This window comes from Ruminiclostridium herbifermentans, from assembly GCF_005473905.2.
Lineage (GTDB): Bacteria > Bacillota > Clostridia > Acetivibrionales > DSM-1351 > Ruminiclostridium > Ruminiclostridium herbifermentans.
Map to the genome: position 1 here is coordinate 1,873,114 of NZ_CP061336.1, position 18,800 is coordinate 1,891,913.

Here is an 18,800-nt window from a genome sequence, read left to right on the forward strand (position 1 = left end):
AGTGAAAAGAATTTGAAGTATATAGATATTGACAACTGGAAAAGAAAAGAGCACTTTGACTTTTTTTATAGGTCAGATTATGCTCAATACAATATTTGTGCTAATATTGATATAACCAATTTTCTTAATTTTGTTAGGGATAAGCAGATTTCATTTTACTATGCTATGATTCATGCATCCACTTATGTTGCAAATGAAATAGTCAATTTCCGTTATAGAATAAGAGATGGTAAAGTGGTTATGCATGACAAATTGAATCCTTCGTTTACTGAATTGAATGGAAAAGATGATGATTTGTTTAAATTAGTAACAGTAGATATGAAGGATGATATTTTCGAATTTGTTAAATATGCAAAAGAAAAATCCCAATGCCAAAGAGATTATTTCCCACTAAATGAAACTGCGGGAAGGGATGACTTTGTATATATCACTTGCATTCCGTGGATTTCGTTTACACATATATCACATACTTTTTCACTTAACAAAAACGATTCAGTACCGAGGATTTCTTGGGGTAAGTATTTTTCGGAGAATAACCGTGTTTTATTGCCATTCTCTGTACAGGTTAATCATGCATTGGTTGATGGGGTGCATGTTGGAGAATATTTTGATAAATTGCAAAAACATATTGATAGCATGTAATCGAAGTGTCACTTCATATTTAAGTAAATACATATATGAATACGAATACTAGTTATTGGTACAAATATTATTTATTATCTAAACCTAGCAGTAGAATTTACTGCTTAAAGCTTAATAATAACAGGTATGATAGCATTATCAAATGAGAATAAAATAATTTCATAAAATAATAAAAAATACTTTAAATTTACAAAAATGGATGGTATAATATTTTTGTGTTAAAAAACCTGTCATATTTATGTTATGTTTCTTATTTTACAAAATTCTATATAGGAATCTAACAACATAGATTCGATAATTTCAATTAATTATTCTTATAAAACATTTCACTTTATAATAGACAGTTTCAGAAGAAATTTTAAACAAGTAAAAGGAGTACTTATCAGCAATGCTAAGAAGTTTATTTTGCATTATTTTAAGCTTTTCTATTTTATTAAATGGTATTCCATCATTTGCTGCCTCTCAAGAAAATATTAATATTAAAATTGAGGGCAATATGCAGCTTTTAGAGACCAACACAATGATAGTAAATGGCAGAATACTTATAAAGGCTATAGATTTAGAAAGGGAGATGGGAACTACGGTAGAATGGTACGCGACAACAAAGTCAATAATTGTTAAACGGCAAACAGAAAATAGGAACACAAATATTTATTTAAAAATTGGACAAGACTGTGCCTTGGTCAATGGCTTGGAAGTTAAGATGGAATGCAAACCAGAAATTTACGGGGGAAGGGCATATATACCACTAAGGTTTATTTATGAAAATTTTGGTGCGAAGGTTACATGGGATGGTAAGACAAGAACAGTTAATATCGAATATACAGCGAAAACTCCAGATACAATGCCTACAATACCACCACCATGGGAAATGCAATTAAATTAGCTTTTATTTTTAGTTAAATAAAGATTTTAACTAAAATCAGTTACCATTATTGCCTTCTTTTTTGGGTGAATAAAGTTTTAAGCTATTATAAAAGTAAGTTTAATTTCCTCTTAAACTAAAAGAGGTTTAAGCTGAAAATAGTTGATTTTTGAGGATGAGAAACTGAATTTCATTAGAAGCTATAGAAATCATTATTAAGAAAAGAGAAATATATTTTTTGAGATGTATTATTAAAGCTTAAGTAGTTAGCTTATATGAATATAAGTAAGAATTATGCGGAGATTTAAGTTAATGTTAAAAGACCAAAATTTTCTCTGCACATTACAGGGCTAATCAAACTAAATAATATTAACGCCAATCTATGTGATTGTTAAGACTATTTAGAAATTATAATTAATTGCTAGTTTAGGGAGGGCATCAAAGTGAGGAATTTAAAAAGAGCATTATTTATTTTATTAGCAATGGCAATAGTTTCATTTGCTAATATTTCATCAATATCGGAAGCAGCAGCTTTTTCTGATGTGGCTAGTAACGCTTGGTATTATGAATATGTAAACAGGCTGGTAAGCTTAAAAATAACAGCTGGAATAGGCAACAATAAATATGGACCAAATAACTCAGTCACAAGAGCTGAGTTTGTAACATTTCTATGCAAAGCAATAGGCTTAACGCAGATAGAAGGATATACATATAAAGACACTCAAAATCACTGGTCAAGCAAGTGGCTTTCAGCAGCTGTAGAGGCTAATTTTATAGACAAGAATACTGAGTTTTATCCTAATAAAGCTATTACAAGACAGGAAGCTGTAGAAATGCTGTGTAGGTCAATTAATCTTGAGGAAAGTACTGAAAACACATCTCCATATTCAGATGTTAAATCAGAAATTGGATATTCAAACAGGGCTTTTGAAGAGTATTTAATGCTTGGTTCTGTTGTAAATGGACAGAGATATTTTTATCCATTAAATAATATAAAGCGTTCTGAAGTGGCAGCAGTAATAGTTAACTTAGTAGACTATATTGCTGATGCTGAAAGCTATAAAGCAGCAAAAATAGCTGAATTGGATCAAAAGGAGCAAAAAGCGAGAGAGGAAAAGGAAGAAGCAGAAAGATATGCTGCATGGAAAGAGAGTGTCAAGCATATCTCACCTGAACTGCTGAATAATACTCAAGGTTTGTATAAGGGTTCGGTTTATGAGAGTAATAAGTATTTAATTGACCAGTCAGGATATTTAAGTGGATGGGGTAAAGATTATGGTATGACAGAGGAAGAGTTTGCTGATGAGATTGTACGGGTGGGGAGTAAGTTTCTGCTCTCATGGTATAATGCAGATTATACAAAGATTGATAAACTTAAAGTAGACTTAAAAGATATATTAGAGACAAATACAATAAAGAACTCTTTACAAGATAACTTAGACTATATAAAAAATAATAAGTTCATAGCAGAAGGTAAATTTTATACTAGTAAGGGTCTTATAGTATGTACTGATAGTGGATCATTAGGATTAAGAGGAACGATAAAGTTTAGGTATTTAAAACCTACAAGTACAAATGTTCTTAGTTCGGAAATCGTAAGTGGTACTGGTAAAATAATGCAAGTTGGTGTTTGGTATGAACAAGATTATCAAGTATCATTTTATCCAGAAAAAATAGGACTAAAGACAACTGCAATGCACGCAATATCTAAAGTTAGAATATCTCAAATAAAAGATTAAGTTCAATTACAATAAATAAGGAGGTTTAAATCCATGCTGTTTAATGGGCACTTGTACCAAAATGTGTAGTGTGGATATAAAAAATGAATAGAAAATTATTTGTGAGACTATTCTTATATATTTGTATTATAACAGCTTATATGAGTATTTACATTCCTGTAAATGCTGGTTTTGATGAAAAGAAATTACGAATAGACACTGACAATGCAAAACACCAAGCCCTTTCCATGACCGTCGACTCCATCCCCTCCAATTCCCCTCTTCAAGCCTTTTGCATCGGCTGGAATTTCACTTTCAGCAATGAAGAAGTATCATCAACCCCTGTTTCGGTATATGTGCCGCTATCCAGCGTAAACACAAGCGGCGGCACAAGAACTTATACCTTTCCGCTAACTACTGGCTGGACAAGGGAATTTACAGGTATAGCGGGAGGGAAATCAATACGTGACCTTGTCAGTAATAAACGGTTGTACGATAAAATAATTAAAGCAGGCTGTACTGTTCATGCAAATGCAAAGATACTAAAATATAAATACATAGACGGAAAGCCTACTCCAATGGGAACATATTCAAATGGAATTAATTCACCTCCAAATGTATTTGCAGATTGCAAAGATGATATAGAATATATTGATTCAAAAGGCATTAAGCATGGCAACTTTACAGAGTTTTCTGAAACATTTAAGGAAAATACAAAAAGTGAATATTTTGATTTGAGTTTAACACTAGCTGCTGAGCCGTTGCCTCCACCTGATGTAGTTCTTAACCTTCCAGAAGATAATTCAACAGTGATACAGGGCACTACAGTTACTATAAAGGGAATTGGTACTGGCTGTCACCATATAGGAGCCTTTGTTGATGGTAAGTTTTATGGTACTGAGCAGAAGAATCCAAATGAAGATATAAATATACCAATGGAATTTGAAACTAAAATAACATTGGATCAAGTAAAAGACTATACCTTTCAAATTAAAGGCAGGAATACTGAACTTGCATCAGATAAAGATTCAGTACTTGCAGAGTCAAAAATACATACAGTTCATGTAATAGCACCTAAGCCTAATTCAGGCAATATATATATTAAATGCATTGATTATAATACAAATTCAATTCTATCCTCCAGCACTTTACCTAATATTCCCTATGACATGCCAAAAGAAATTTCCAGTCCAGCTTTAAACAACTATTCTATAAAAGGCTCCTATTCAACATATACAGGTTCAATTCAAGCAATACCTTCAATAGCAGTAATGCAGTCCAATGTCATTTCTCAAATAGTTACATTATCTGATTCAAATCCAAATGCATATGTCTACTTTTGGTATCAAGAATTAAAAAGACCAAAGGCAATAATTGACGCACCTGAAAAAGTTAAAGCAGGTAATGAATTCACAGTTTCCGGTGTTCGCTCATATTGTAGGCAGGCAGATGCAGTAATTAAATCATATAGCTGGTCTACAGGCTTAGATAAGGTAAGTGGCAATATTTCCTTTGCTAATCCTGGTAAATACACAATAACATTGACTGTAACAGACAGTAATGGTTTAACAGACAGCACCACCCATGAAATAGAGGTTATGCCGCCTACACCAGTTGCAAACATTAATTTATCAGGAAAAATAAAAGAAAATAGGAAAATAACAATAAGTGCAAGGATGAGTGATACTCCTGACCGCTATCCAATAATTTGGAGCAAAACTAAGTGGTATATAGAACCTGTTATTGGCACTGGTGCAACATGGGATTTTGGAGTGAAGCTTAGAGATGGAACAGTTATCAAAATTTCTTCAAATTCGGACCAAGCATTATTAAATGGACAAGATGAGTTTTATTTTCAAGCAAGAAATTCTGGTGTGTATAGAGTAACCTTATCAATTACCAATAGTTATCCAGCAAATGATACCATAAAGGGAACAATAACAGTAAATAAGGATGAACCTCCCATTGTAATTCTAGAAGCACCAAAAGTTAATTTGCGTGAATATGATAATCCAATTGACAGCACCAAAAGCAAATTTGGAAAAATAGAAATACAGGATAAGTCCTATTCACCAGATGGAGATATTATTGGGAAAAGATATTGGTACTGCAGATACAATAGTGATAACAATATTGATGCCAAAGGAAACAGCGATTTTTCTGATGAAGCCGATCAACATATTTTTGCAGATGATATAACCAGTCCTTTTTTACCAGAAGAAAAAATACGTTTAATAGTAGATAATGAAAATGATACCATTATAGAGCTTTGGTGGTATGATGTGGGGAAATATAGAATTGAATTAATTGCTGAAGAGTACATTCCAGAGGATGAAACAATTAAAGAGTTGTTAATTCCTTCTGATATTCGAAGAACTATAGCAACAGGATGGTGATAAAACTGAATAAAGCAAAACAAACTTACATGAAAGAGTTTTTCGTAAATCAATTTTCCAGAATACAGCTTTACATAAATAAATTTCATAATCAATTATACAATCAACTATACAAAAAAAACATAGCACGAAGAACGAAGTTATCCATTGAAATTGGCATTCTTACAGTAATATTTTTAATTATTTCTCAATTTTCTTCATTTGCATACATTGATATAGAAGGACAAAACCTTCCTCCATATGCAGCACTGGACTTATTCAAAAGAACTGCAATTGATATAAACTTTGCTAATGATGGCACATCAGGGTACAGCAATTCTATTCTAAAAAGCAAAATTAATGAGATTCTAAAACCCAAGTTAGCTCAAAAAGGAATTGATTACAGTCTAAATATTATTGACTCCTATGATAAAAATATTTACTCTAAACAATCAAAATTGAAGGAAATTAATTTTGACACTGGAAAAATTTATTACCCACAAAATAAAATTGGCCCGTTTGGTGCAGACTATAGCAACATAAGTGGTGGTATAAAAGGGAAAATAGATTATATAATTAAACCTGATAAAATTCGAATAGAAAGCTTTATACTTGATAATGAGGCAGTAAATGATAAGATAAATTGCGCAAATGAAAGGTTATTATATATAAGCTTTTATTCGGACTATGAAAAAACACAGCTAATTAGAACACATAATATCACTTGTTCTGAACTTGGCAGAGCAAAAAATAATCCTAATGCTTTGGATAATTCTTCTGGTGGTAATATTGAAATTGAATTCAGCAGCAATGCTAAATGTTTTGATTTCAAAGTAGATGGTTTCTTTACTGTATCAGCATATTATGGAGGACATTTTTCCTATCATCTCATGCAGGATGGAATAAGTAATTTACAAGAGTTAAAGGACCTAACTATTTATTCAGAGAACATCAAACGTAAATCTTTTATAAGTGAAAATATTTCTAGCATGACATGGAGGCAGGGAACTGAAAAGTATTATGTAGACTTTAGTAACAGAGAATATTCCGAGAATATATATAGTGAAGGTAAAGCAAATTCACTATTAAACTTGCTGGATAAAAATATCAGCCTGATAAAAATTGGCGATAAAGCAACCAAAGAAGATGCACTTATGTTAATAAAAGAAAATAATAACAACGGAACCTTTATAGATAATAAGGAACTTGAATCTGCAATTAATGAATTAGCAGAGTATATTATATTAAGAGAAGAACAGAAGCTAAATAATAAAATTGAAAATGGGAGTTATGTTGTTGTTACAGAAAATGAATTACCATTAGAGTTTGAGGCGGGAGGCTTGGATAATAAAACGGGTGTCCAATGCATTGAACCATCTGCCATAAGAACAAAAGAATACATAGAAGTCAATGGTGGTGCTACCTATTCAGTAAGTGAAAATAATTCTGGAATAAATTATGTAAACTTATATTTTTATAATCAAGATTTATCTATTGTCGGTTCTCCCGTAAAAGTTGCAACAAATAATAACTTTACAATTCCAGTAAGCATAGCATACATAAAATTAACCTGTCCAATAACTAACGTGTTAAATGCAAATAGATTGTCTATTGTTGGGATTTCTAGCAATGGTGGAGAACGGCTGGAATATAAGCCTAATGTAGTAGACAATGAAAATGATTCTGCCTATATAGTGTTCAAATTTGACCATGACAATACCAGTATTGCAGGAAAAGCTATTACTAATCAAGCAGAAAAATCTTCTTTAAGCGGAATTGAGTTATCAGCACCAATGGAAAGGTTTATAAAACCAGGAACATATCAAATATCAATGTATGCTAAGGACATACCAAAACAAATAGCTGATTCTGAAAATTTACTACAAAATGGTGATGGTGAAATGCTAGATGCGTCAGGTAGTCCAGTGTGTTGGACTGCTTGGGCAGAGAATTTAAGCATAACTAACTTTGGAACGGGAGAGGCACAGCCTTATAGTATTTCGGGTAAGAACTCCTTTGAGATATATACAAAGAAAAAAGAATTAACTGAAATAAATGGCCAATCCAATGCTGAATTAGTATCAGATTTGGTTACAGAGTCAACATGGGATTTAAATTTTAAATCAAGCGTAGAATCAGGCAAAGAGTTAGCATCCAATTTATATTTTGAATCAAGCATGGAATTAGGCAAAGATTTAGCATCGAATTCAAATTTTGAATCAGACATAGAATCAAGCAAAAAGTTAACATCAAATTTAAATTTTGAATCAAGCATGGAATCAGGCAAAGAGTTAGTATCGAATTTATATTTTGAATCAAGCAAAGATTTAGCATTGAATTCAAATTTTGAATCAGACATAGAATCAAGCAAAAAGTTAACATCAAATTTAAATTTTGAATCAAGCGTGGAATCAAGCACAGAGATAGCTTTAGAATCAAATTTCGAAAATAATACACTATTAATATCTGCTTCGGGCATGGCTGCAAGCAAAGCACAAGCAAATACTATACAAAATAATAATTCAGCATGTTACTATCAAGATATAGCAGTAGTACCTAATTCAAGTTATAAATTAAGCGGGTTAATCGCTGCCTATAATTGCTGCGGCAAATTTGTCATATATGAAATGGATGACAATTTCAATATATTAAAATATCATGCGTCAAATGAAATTAGAAACTCTTCTATTCCACAAACAGGTTCTGTTTCATTTACAACAGGCTTTAGTACAACAAGGCTAAGAATACATATTTTTAAAAGCCAAGTAACTCTAGCTGCGGAATCAGAATTTGAAAATATCCAAGATAAAGAGGTCACAAATCAAGAATCAAAAACAGAAGAAATTATAGAAGAGAAGTATAACAATCTGAAATTAGAGGCGGGGGATATTTTAAATAGTCAGATTACAACTTACGATATCTCAAACTCTATTTTAAATGAGTATAGTTCATTCTTGTTAGCAGACAATGTTACCTTAGTGAAGCTGCTGCCTAATCCACTTTTTGATAATTACAGAAAAACATCAGAACCATCAACTACAACAATATATGCTCACAGATTACCTAGAGCGGAATTTACTTATCAAATTGAGAATTACCCAGGAGACTTTAGTATTAAAAATCTAACTGACAATCAGCTTTCATTTGATTTAGATCATATGGACAAGGCAAATAAAGGCATAATCAATCAAATATGGCGTTGGGCTGAAATAGATTCAGACGGAACAACAATATGGCACGATGGTAAAGTACCTGAAACAAGGAGATTTCCAGTGGGTACGCAAGTGATTATTTGGTATAGGGTACAGGATAGTGATGGTCCAAATGGGATAGGTGATTGGAGTCTGCCAAAAGTAGTTAGTATTGATGGCAGTTTAGCCGACCCATCAGCCTTATTTGTTGCTGTTCCAAATCCGTTGCCGATACAGAATGAATTGACAATTACAGACCAGTCCTATAGCCCTAATTATGGAGGATTTATAAGAACAAGAAATTGGACTATAAAGAAATTAAGCACTGGAGTAACTGAAGAATTATCTTTTGACAGATTAGACACAGCTAACAATAAGTTTTATAAGAAGTTTGCAGCTACAGGTTTTGGTCAATATACTATAACGCTTACCGTAACAGACAACTACGGAAAAGTTTCAAAACCTTATAGCAAAACAATAACTGTAATTGATACAATTAGCCCAACTGTTTCCGTTAACCAAGGCGATGGAATATTCAAAGATGAAAGAGGGGCTGAAATTACCGTAATATGTGCGGATAATACCTTGAATACATTATATAATCGAGGACTAAAAACTATTTCCTATGTATGGTCAAAAAATTCAGTGAAGCCACAAAGCACTGATCCTGTGCAAACCATAAACATTCCAAGTGAAGGAGTGCATTCTAAAAAATTTGTTGCAGCGCAAACCCAGGAGGGAATATGGTATCTTTATATAAGAGATGAAGACTATGCAGGAAATATGAGTAATAATGAAGGCTATACAAAATTTGGACCCTATACAGTTGAAAAAATAAAAGCAGGAAATTTCTTTATTACAATGATGTTGGACATAGGGTGGAGAGAATATTATTTTGATACAAATAATGGGATAGATGATAACCATGATGGAGTGATTGATAGGTATCCCAGACGTAATAATACAGATATTGGAACTATAAAAATGCCAATAAACTACTATAATCTTGTTAACTTTGATAGAACTTATATCAAGGCAGGATACAAGATTAAGGGTAAAATTGATATTGCAGGACAGCCTGATTATGCAAAATTCAATATAAAATATATAAAAGAAGGAAAAGAGCGGACAGACACAGTTATACTAACAAAAGCTGATGGGGATACTTATACCTTTGAATGGATAATTCCATTGGAAACGGATAACAAAACCTTTATAAGCTTTGATTTGGTTGTAAAAAAAGGGAATACAATCTATGGAAATGAGAAATGGCTGGACACATGGGATAAAAGAAATAACTCCAGACTTATACTCTATGTGAAAGGCAAAGCTACTGAGGACTTAAATTTCACTCAGAGCCATTGACATAGAACCGAATTACAATACGAAAAACTCGAAAAATACCAAAAAAAATACCTAAAACAATATCCAAAGTAATACTCAAAATGAACCCCAAAATAAACCTCAAAATAAATACAGAAAAACCTCAAAAAAATAGCCTACAAAATAAACTAAAGTAAATTAAATAAATCCCCAAAAAGTCAAAGTAAAAGCCCCCAAAGTAAATCCACAAAAAATAAGTTCCCAATAACCCACAAATAAACCCCAAAATAAAACGAAAGTAAAAACCTCAAAAACATCAAAATAAAAACTAAAAAATAACAAAAAAGATAACTTCAAAAAACCTCCAAAATAACCCGCGAAATACCCACCAAAAAGCCAAAGTAAAACCTAAAAAATAAAAAAAAGATAACCTAAAAATAACCTTCAATATAATCCTCAAAATAATACCTAAATAAACAAAGCACCAAAATAAATCCCCAAATAAATCCCCAAAAACAAAGTAAAATCCCAAAATAAAACCGCTAATACTCCTCCTACTAGAAAAGCAGGAGTATTAACGGTTAGTAAGTATACAATCAAGAGTGGACTAAATTATGTATATTCTGAAAATGTTAAAAGTTTATTTTTCTGATATTCGATTTAATCCAAAAAACCTTTAATAAACAAATCCATTAGCTTGTAACCTTCATCTATAAATATGTTTGACTTTTTTGCCTCAAACTCATCATAGCTAGAAGCTGCAGAATCAATCTCATTAGTGCTATCATATATGATGAATGGGATTGGTTCAGCCGTATGTGTACGCAAGCTTAGTGGTGTAGGATGATCAGGCAGCACCATTATCTTATATTCATCATATTTCTTCATTGCCTCTAAAATTGGACCAACCACTTGAGAATCTATTAATTCAATGGATTTAACCTTATTATCTATCTCATATCTGTGACCACTTTCGTCAGGGGCTTCAACATGTACATAAACAAAGTCCTTTCCGCTGTCAATTGCTTCAATTGCAGCATTTGCTTTGCCAATAAAATTAGTATGAACATTACCGGTAGCACCCTCAACATCAATAGATTCAAGGCCTGCACAAAGCCCTATACCCTTTAAAAGGTCAACAGCTGATATCATTGCACCAGTTTTATTATATTTCTCGGGAAAAGAAGCTAAAGCTGGCTTTTTACCTTCACCCCAAAGCCATATGGAGTTAGCAGGCCTGAGTCCTCGTTCCTTTCTGGCAAGGTTTACCGGATGATCTTTCAGAATATTATAGCTTTTAATCATCATATCTAGTAAAAGGCCAGATTCCTCTTTTGGTAGATATTGTGCAATTTTTTTCTCCAAAATATCATGGGGAGGAGTACACCCCAGATCTGTTTTACCATTGCTCCAAACCATACAATGCCTGTAGCTTATTCCTGGATAAAAAGTAATGCTTTCGCTTTTTAATGCGTTATTCACTGCTTCAATCAAGATTTTTGCCTCAGCAGTAGAAATTTCATCAGAGCTATAATCAATCATAGTTTTATCTGAATATTCTTCTTCGGCTTCAGAAAGATAAACCAGATTACATCTGAGAGCTATATCTGTTGGAGATAACTCAATACCCATGCTTACAGCCTCTAACGGTGAACGCCCTGTATAATAGACCTTTGGATTGTAACCCATAACAGAAAGATTTGCAGCATCGCTTCCTGGGGCTATTCCATCAGGAATAGTTTTTACAAGACCTACAGTTCCTTTTTTAGCAAGCATATCTATGTTTGGCTTCTTTGCATATTGAAGAGGGGTCTTATTATCCAATTCTGGTATAGGATAATCAGCCATACCATCTCCCAAAATTACAATATATTTCATAGAATCAAATCCTTTTCACTTAAAATATTAACTCAATTTTCATAATAATAATTCTAGCACTTTTATATAAGTTTGAGCAATGTTATTGAGTTATCTGCATGCGGCGGTTGCAAACAATAAATAATATTTAGTTCAAAAACTAAAATATCAGCTTAATAATAGTAATAACTTTCGAAAGTAGATTTTCCAATTTATTAGCCTTTAACAGCAACCTTTGCCCAAGTATCTTTTAATCCAACTGTACGATTGAATATGAGTTTGTTCTCACTTGAGGTTATATCTGCACAAAAATAACCCATTCTTAGGAACTGGAATCGATCACCTGGCTTTGAATTAATCAAGCTTGGCTCTACCATACAGTTTTCAAGTATCTCTAGTGAGTTAGGATTTATATTGGATCTAAAATCATGTCCTTCTTCAACATCCTCTGGGTCAATTTTTGTAAACAAGTGATCGTACAAGCGTACCTCTGCTTTTACAGCATGTTCTACTGATACCCAATGCAAAGTACCCTTTACCTTTCTGCCGTCAGGTGAGTTTCCACCCTTTGAAGCAGGGTCATAGGAGCATCTAAGTTCAAGGATTTTTCCTGTTGCTTCATCTTTAATCACACGTTCACATTTAATGAAATAAGTATTTTTTAAACGTACTTCTGTTCCTGGTGCTAAACGGAAGAATTTTTTTGGTGGATTTTCCATAAAGTCTTCCTGTTCAATGTAAATTTCTCTTGAGAAAGGAACTTTTCTTGTTCCCATTTCAGGACACTCAGGATTGTTTTCAACATCAAACCACTCAACCTGACCTTCAGGGTAGTTTTCTATAACAACCTTAAGAGGATTTAATACTGCCATAACTCTTGGAGCGTTTGCATTCAAATCTTCTCTTATGCAGTGTTCAAGTAAAGCATAATCAACCATGCTATTATTTTTTGCAACACCAATTTTTTCACAGAAGGTTCTTATTGAAGCTGGAGTGTAGCCACGTCTTCTTAAACCAGAAATAGTAGGCATTCTTGGATCATCCCAACCGCTTACATAATTTTCGTTAACCAACTGTAACAGCTTACGTTTACTCATTTGAGTATAAGCAAGGTTTAAGCGTGCAAACTCTATCTGCCTTGGTTTTGCAGGCAAATCAACATTTTCTTTTACCCAGTCATATAGAGGTCTATGATCCTCAAACTCCAATGAACATAGTGAGTGGGTAATACCTTCAATTATATCTTCTATTGGATGTGCATAATCATACATTGGATAAATGCACCATTTATCACCAGTTCTATGATGATGTGCTCTTGCAATTCTATATATAACGGGGTCTCTCATGTTGATATTAGGAGAAGACATATCTATTTTTGCTCTTAATACCTTTGAACCATCAGCAAATTCACCCTTTCTCATTCTCTCGAATAAGTCAAGGTTTTCTTCAATAGATCTGTCTCTGTAAGGGCTATTTTTACCAGGGGAGGTCAAAGTTCCTCTATATTCTCTCATTTCTTCAGCAGTTAAATCACATACAAATGCTAATCCTTTTTTTATCAGCTTTACTGCACATTCGTACATGGTTTCAAAGTAATCAGAAGCATAAAAGAGGTTATCCCAATTAAAGCCTAGCCATTTTACATCTTCCTGTATTGATTCAACATACTCAACATCTTCCTTGCTTGGATTTGTATCATCAAAACGAAGATTGCATTTTCCGCCATATTTTAAGGCAGTACCAAAATCAATGCATATTGCTTTGGCATGACCAATATGAAGATATCCATTTGGTTCAGGTGGAAATCTTGTATGAATTTCATTATTTGGAACTCTTCCCGCTGCTAAATCCTCATCAATTAAATCATAAATAAAATTAGATGAAACATATTCTTCATTAGAAATATCATTTTTAGTTTCTTCAGACATTATTATACACTCCTATCCTATAGCACTTTTAAGTTTTTCAATACCTATTTTAATTCGTTTCAGAGTTTCTTCTTTTCCTAAAATATCAGCTATTTCAATAGCTCCTCCTGGTGTTACAGCTTTACCAGATATAGCAGTTCTAATAGGCCAAAGCATCAAGCTGTTTTTAATTCCTAATGCTTCAATATGGGAAAATAAAGCTGTGTGTATAGTTTCTTCATTCCAATCACTAATTGCTTCCAATATAGGATATGCAGAGTTTAAGCTCTCAAGTGAGTTTTCCAATGTGGTTTTACTCTTTTTATGAACATACATATTGATATCATAATCGGGCAGTTCATTAATAAAATCAATAGTTTCAGGAATTGTAGTCAATACCTCTGTTCTTACCTGCAACAATTTACTTATCTTTAATGTATCAATATTTTTATTTACTAATGTCTTTTCATAGAATGGCTTTGCAAGCTTGTCAAACTCTTCAACAGGCATTTTTCTAATGTATTCGCCATTCATCCAAGTCAGCTTATTTATATCAAAAATTGCAGGAGCCTTACTAATACCTGATATATCAAAAACCTCTTCTAACTCTTTTAGAGAGAATATTTCTTGATTTGTACTTGGACTCCAGCCAAGCAGAACAACGTAGTTTACTATAGCTTCAACCAGATAACCCATTGAAACTAAATCTTCAAAGGAAGGGTCACCGGCTCTTTTACTCAGCTTTTGACCTGATGCCTTGAGGATTAATGGAACGTGAACATATGTTGGTATATCCCAACCAAATGCCTGATACAAAAGATTGTATTTAGGGGTAGAGGAAAGGTATTCATTTCCTCTTACTACATGAGTTATAGCCATTTGGTGGTCATCAATAACATTTGCGAAATTGTATGTGGGCAGACCATCTGTTTTAATTAAAATTTGGTCGTCAAGTTCACTATTTTCTACGGTAATAGTGCCATAAACAGCATCTTCAAAGCTTGTGGAACCAGTATCGGGCATTTTTTGTCTAATAACATATGGCTCGTTATTGGCTAATTTTTGTTCTATTTCTTCTTTAGATAGCTTTAGACAATGGCGATCATATCTGTGGCCATGACCTGCTGAATCCTGTTCCTCTTTTAATTGCGCTAATCTCTCTTTAGTACAGAAGCAGTAGTAAGCACCACCTAGTTCAACCAGCTTTTTTGCATAGTCAAGGTACATGCCTTTTCTTTCACTCTGAATATATGGACCATAATCTCCTCCAACGTCAGGTCCTTCATCGTGCTCAATTCCAGCTAGCTTTAGAGTTTTGTAAATAACGTCAACAGCGCCTTCAACATAACGCTCTTGGTCAGTGTCTTCAATTCTCAAAATAAATTTTCCGTTATCCTTTTTTGCAATTAAATATTCATATAATGCAGTTCGCAAATTTCCAATATGCATATATCCTGTAGGACTAGGCGCATATCTGGTTCTCGTAATATGCATGTTAAATAATCTCCCTTCAATCAATAAAAAGTTAAAAAAATATAAAACCCTCCGTCCATATGCAGGACGAAAGGTTAATCTTCCGCGGTACCACCTTGCTTGGCAAAGCCCTCTTTGTTTCTCTATAACGGGAGTTCCCGTCAAGCTTACTTCAGATTAGAACAATATTGGCAGTGCATGAACACTGAAAAGTAAGTATTTTACTAAAATACTATTCTTGATATTGAACAAATCTGTTTCTTCAGCTTGAAGCTCAGATACCTGTTTCCATCAGTGCTCATGCCGACCTCACACCATCGTCGGCTCTCTGCTTGTCAAATATGACTAATGAACTTAAAGATGTACTTATTATCGTCATTGCTAATAAATATCCATTTGTTTTATCATATTATATTATTTATTTCAAATGACTGTCAAGGCTATATATGCTATTATTATCTTTTATGTAATCATAATTATTTATAACAAATAAAATTAACTACTACTAAATAATTAACTATTATATACACTTTATAAACTCCATTGCTTTAGACATGAAATTATTTCTGGTAAAGTGGAATCTTTGAGAATCACCTTGCAATCCACCAATATCATTTTCATCTATACCTTCTTCAACAAACATTGCAACATTTTTACCCAAAGCCAATGCAGCACCCTTTTCTTCTAGCAACCAAGCAGCTGTAGTATATTTTCCATTTTCCTTTTTATCTCGTTTAGTCATTATTATAACAGCATATTTTGCTTTTGAAATTTTATCAAGAATGGCTTTAGAAATAGAACCAAGTCTGTCAGCTTTACCATCTACAACATTATACCCGTTATGTTCCAAAAAAGATTTAAAACCAGCAACAAACTCATCATCTTCAGGTCTATAGCTATAAGCTAAAAAAATAGAGTTCTCATTTACAAAATTACTATCTTTTATTTTTGATTGATTATCAAGAGAATCTTCTTTCCAATATTCTTTAATCTCATCAAGAAAAGATTCTAATATTGCTTTTGCTTTATCTAAACCTTGGTTATAATACTTAGTATAATCTGTATTTATCGTAGCAATACTTGGTAAATATCTAATTTTAATAAAGTCTTCAATGTGTGAAGAATTGTCACCAAAAATATATTTTAAAGCTGTTTGAGTTGATGTCTTCCATTTAATAAATTCAGATGATTTAGTACTTAAATTATAAATTGTTTCAATTTGCCATAAAATATCAGATAATTTTCGTATTGCCTCAGCTTTTTCCATGTTGCACCTCTTTAATAATAATAATTATTTTGTAACTCAAATTTCACATTTGAGTATACTGCTTAAAGGCTAGTAATATTAGGTGTGGTAGTATTATCAATGGAAAGTTGGGGTTCAAAATAATTACATGAAATTTATAAATAGCAATTATTTTAACAACAACCCAAATAATTCTATCACACCAATGGAAGTTTACATGCGAAGGTTGAGTTAGTTTATCCATATTGTACCATAAAAACTTAAATATAATTATACTTACATTTAATCCTACTTAAGTTATAAGCGTTACTTCAGCAACTCAAATATCCCATCAAACCCCTTATTTTCAAAGTCAACCATATCCTTAAAATTTTGAAGTTCATCCTTAACAATATCATTTAAAAGGCTCTGGCCTAATATGTCAACTGGGGCCACATCATCAGTAAAAATTAACTCTGTTTTTGTGACCTCCTGAAGCTTGTCATATACATATGAAGCTACATTTGATAAAGGGTTGTCGGATTCAAATTTGTTTATATTATCTTCAAAATTACTTAGCATATTATTATCATTTGACGCAAATAGCAAAACATTAGTGCTGTTGGTCAAATCGCAGGTGTAAACCTTGTTCATAACACTCTTTACAGTTTGAGTAAGATATTGGTTTATAGGGTTATCGCCTTTTGACTTCATATTAATGTTCAAAATAATTACACCGCCTGGCTTTAGGTGCTTGGATACTTCCGTGAAAAATTCTTGTGTTGCCATATGGAAGGGAACAGTAATGTCATGGTACGCATCAACCATAATAACATCGTACATTCCGCATTTCTTATCAGAAAGAAAAGTTCGTCCGTCTGTTTCATAAATATTGGCTTCATCATCTTTCAAATTAAAATATTTCTTAGATAATTCAATGATTTTAGAATCAATTTCAACGGCATCTGTACTTGTATTTGGATAATATTTTTTTGACTGTTTAGCATATGTACCTGTTCCATTGCCTAAAATTAGTAAATCTAATTTTTTATTAGCATCAAAATCCTTGATGAACTGGGGGGCCATTAATGCATAATCATAGTAAAAACCAGATAGCTTATTGTCTTTTTTATAAACAGATTGAACACCAAAAGCTACGTTAGTTGAAAGATAAACAGCATTTTCGTCTTCAGTTACCTGTAAATAATTGTATACAGATTCGTCCTCAACAACACAATCTGTCCAAAAAGCATATGAATTTGATATAGGCAATAATATAAGGGCAAAAATTATTACTGCACTGATTGAAACTCTAAAAACCTTTGATTTTATTAATATAAAATAGGTAAGGCAGATTAAATTTAAGACCATTGCAAAAATTAAGAAAGTTTTGCTTGTACCAACAAATGGAATGGTTACAAAGGTAGGTATAAAAGTTCCGATAATACTTCCTATTGTATTCATAGCATATATTTTCCCTACAGTCTTACCTGTAGTATCGGTATTGGTATCGGTGACACCTATCTTTACCAAATAAGGTGAAACCATGCCTAAGCCAATTAAAGGTATTGAAAATAAAACCAAACAGGATATGACTGAACCTGTAATAAGTAAATTTGTCGGGAAGAATAGAGCAAGTAAGCCCATTATACCAACAATGACGTATTTGCCAATAAAGGGTATTACTGCAATCCATAAGGCAGCGGCCCATATAATTACATACAATCTATTCATGCTGTTATGTTTATCTGCAGATCTGCCCCCCAAAACATTTCCAATACTCATAGAGATCATTATTAGACCAATAATAACTGTCCAAATTATCTGAGAAGTTCCGAAATATGGTGCCAGGAGCTTTGAAACACTTAGTTCTACAGCCATAACAGACATTCCGCAAAAAAATGAAGTTAAGTATAAAAGAAGCCTATTTTTCATAAATAATTTACCTAATCCTTTCGAATATGGTCTGCAGTGCTTCTGCAGAATTAATTTTTATACTATACCAATATAGTTTATAACAATTTAGAAGGTTTGTGAATTGAATTTTGGACAGGTTTATATACTAAATTTTGGAAATTAATTTTGTTTTATATTAATTTTAAATTATGCTGCGATAATAGCTTTATATACGGCATAAATCTGCAAAACATTTTTAAAATTAAGATTTTATGAATTAAATTGTTTATTTTTATCTTGTATACAATGAACAACTTGTATATAATAA

At 32.5% G+C, this 18,800-nt stretch carries 10 protein-coding genes and 1 other annotated feature; of the genes, 5 read left to right on the top strand and 5 right to left on the bottom strand.

Annotated features, from left to right (window positions below):
* Positions 1 to 12 precede the first annotated feature (12 nt).
* The 5 genes from EHE19_RS07840 (at position 13) to EHE19_RS07860 (ending at position 10,156) form a co-directional block, all read left to right on the top strand.
* Complete coding sequence (locus EHE19_RS07840) at positions 13 to 642, top strand: chloramphenicol acetyltransferase (protein WP_137696466.1); 630 nt, start codon at positions 13 to 15, stop codon at positions 640 to 642.
* 388 nt (positions 643 to 1,030) lie between these two features.
* The gene (locus EHE19_RS07845; RefSeq protein ID WP_137696465.1) at positions 1,031 to 1,528 is read left to right on the top strand and encodes a copper amine oxidase N-terminal domain-containing protein; all 498 of its coding nucleotides are present in this window, start codon (positions 1,031 to 1,033) and stop codon (positions 1,526 to 1,528) included.
* Between the two features lie 422 nt (positions 1,529 to 1,950).
* Positions 1,951 to 3,246 carry an S-layer homology domain-containing protein gene (locus EHE19_RS07850; RefSeq protein WP_137696464.1) on the top strand — a complete coding sequence of 432 codons (1,296 nt, stop codon included), beginning with the start codon at positions 1,951 to 1,953 and terminating at the stop codon, positions 3,244 to 3,246.
* Positions 3,247 to 3,329: 83 nt separating this feature from the next.
* Entirely contained in the window at positions 3,330 to 5,621 is a 2,292-nt protein-coding gene (locus EHE19_RS07855; protein WP_137696463.1) for a PKD domain-containing protein, read from the top strand.
* On the top strand, positions 5,615 to 10,156 hold the full coding sequence (locus EHE19_RS07860; protein ID WP_205314733.1) for a hypothetical protein: 4,542 nt from the start codon (positions 5,615 to 5,617) through the stop codon (positions 10,154 to 10,156). The genes EHE19_RS07855 and EHE19_RS07860 overlap by 7 nt, the downstream gene beginning before the upstream one ends.
* A 618-nt stretch (positions 10,157 to 10,774) precedes the next feature.
* On the opposite strand, the gene EHE19_RS07865 is transcribed toward EHE19_RS07860, so the two are convergent.
* The 5 genes from EHE19_RS07865 to EHE19_RS07885 all read right to left on the bottom strand — a co-directional run bounded on the left by EHE19_RS07865 (position 10,775) and on the right by EHE19_RS07885 (position 18,511).
* Positions 10,775 to 11,992 carry a cofactor-independent phosphoglycerate mutase gene (locus EHE19_RS07865; protein WP_137696462.1) on the bottom strand — a complete coding sequence of 406 codons (1,218 nt, stop codon included), beginning with the start codon at positions 11,990 to 11,992 and terminating at the stop codon, positions 10,775 to 10,777.
* A gap of 194 nt (positions 11,993 to 12,186) precedes the next feature.
* Positions 12,187 to 13,899 (bottom strand): glutamine--tRNA ligase/YqeY domain fusion protein, encoded by a 1,713-nt coding sequence (locus EHE19_RS07870; RefSeq protein ID WP_171003498.1) that lies wholly within the window; start codon positions 13,897 to 13,899, stop codon positions 12,187 to 12,189.
* Between the two features lie 12 nt (positions 13,900 to 13,911).
* Entirely contained in the window at positions 13,912 to 15,372 is a 1,461-nt protein-coding gene (gltX, locus tag EHE19_RS07875) for a glutamate--tRNA ligase (RefSeq protein WP_137696461.1), read from the bottom strand.
* Positions 15,373 to 15,431: 59 nt separating this feature from the next.
* Positions 15,432 to 15,739 (bottom strand) — a binding site (T-box leader).
* Positions 15,740 to 15,871: 132 nt separating this feature from the next.
* Entirely contained in the window at positions 15,872 to 16,618 is a 747-nt protein-coding gene (locus EHE19_RS07880) for a toll/interleukin-1 receptor domain-containing protein (RefSeq protein WP_137696460.1), read from the bottom strand.
* A 285-nt stretch (positions 16,619 to 16,903) separates the two neighbouring features.
* Positions 16,904 to 18,511 carry a spermidine synthase gene (locus tag EHE19_RS07885; RefSeq protein WP_137696459.1) on the bottom strand — a complete coding sequence of 536 codons (1,608 nt, stop codon included), beginning with the start codon at positions 18,509 to 18,511 and terminating at the stop codon, positions 16,904 to 16,906.
* Positions 18,512 to 18,800 lie beyond the last annotated feature (289 nt).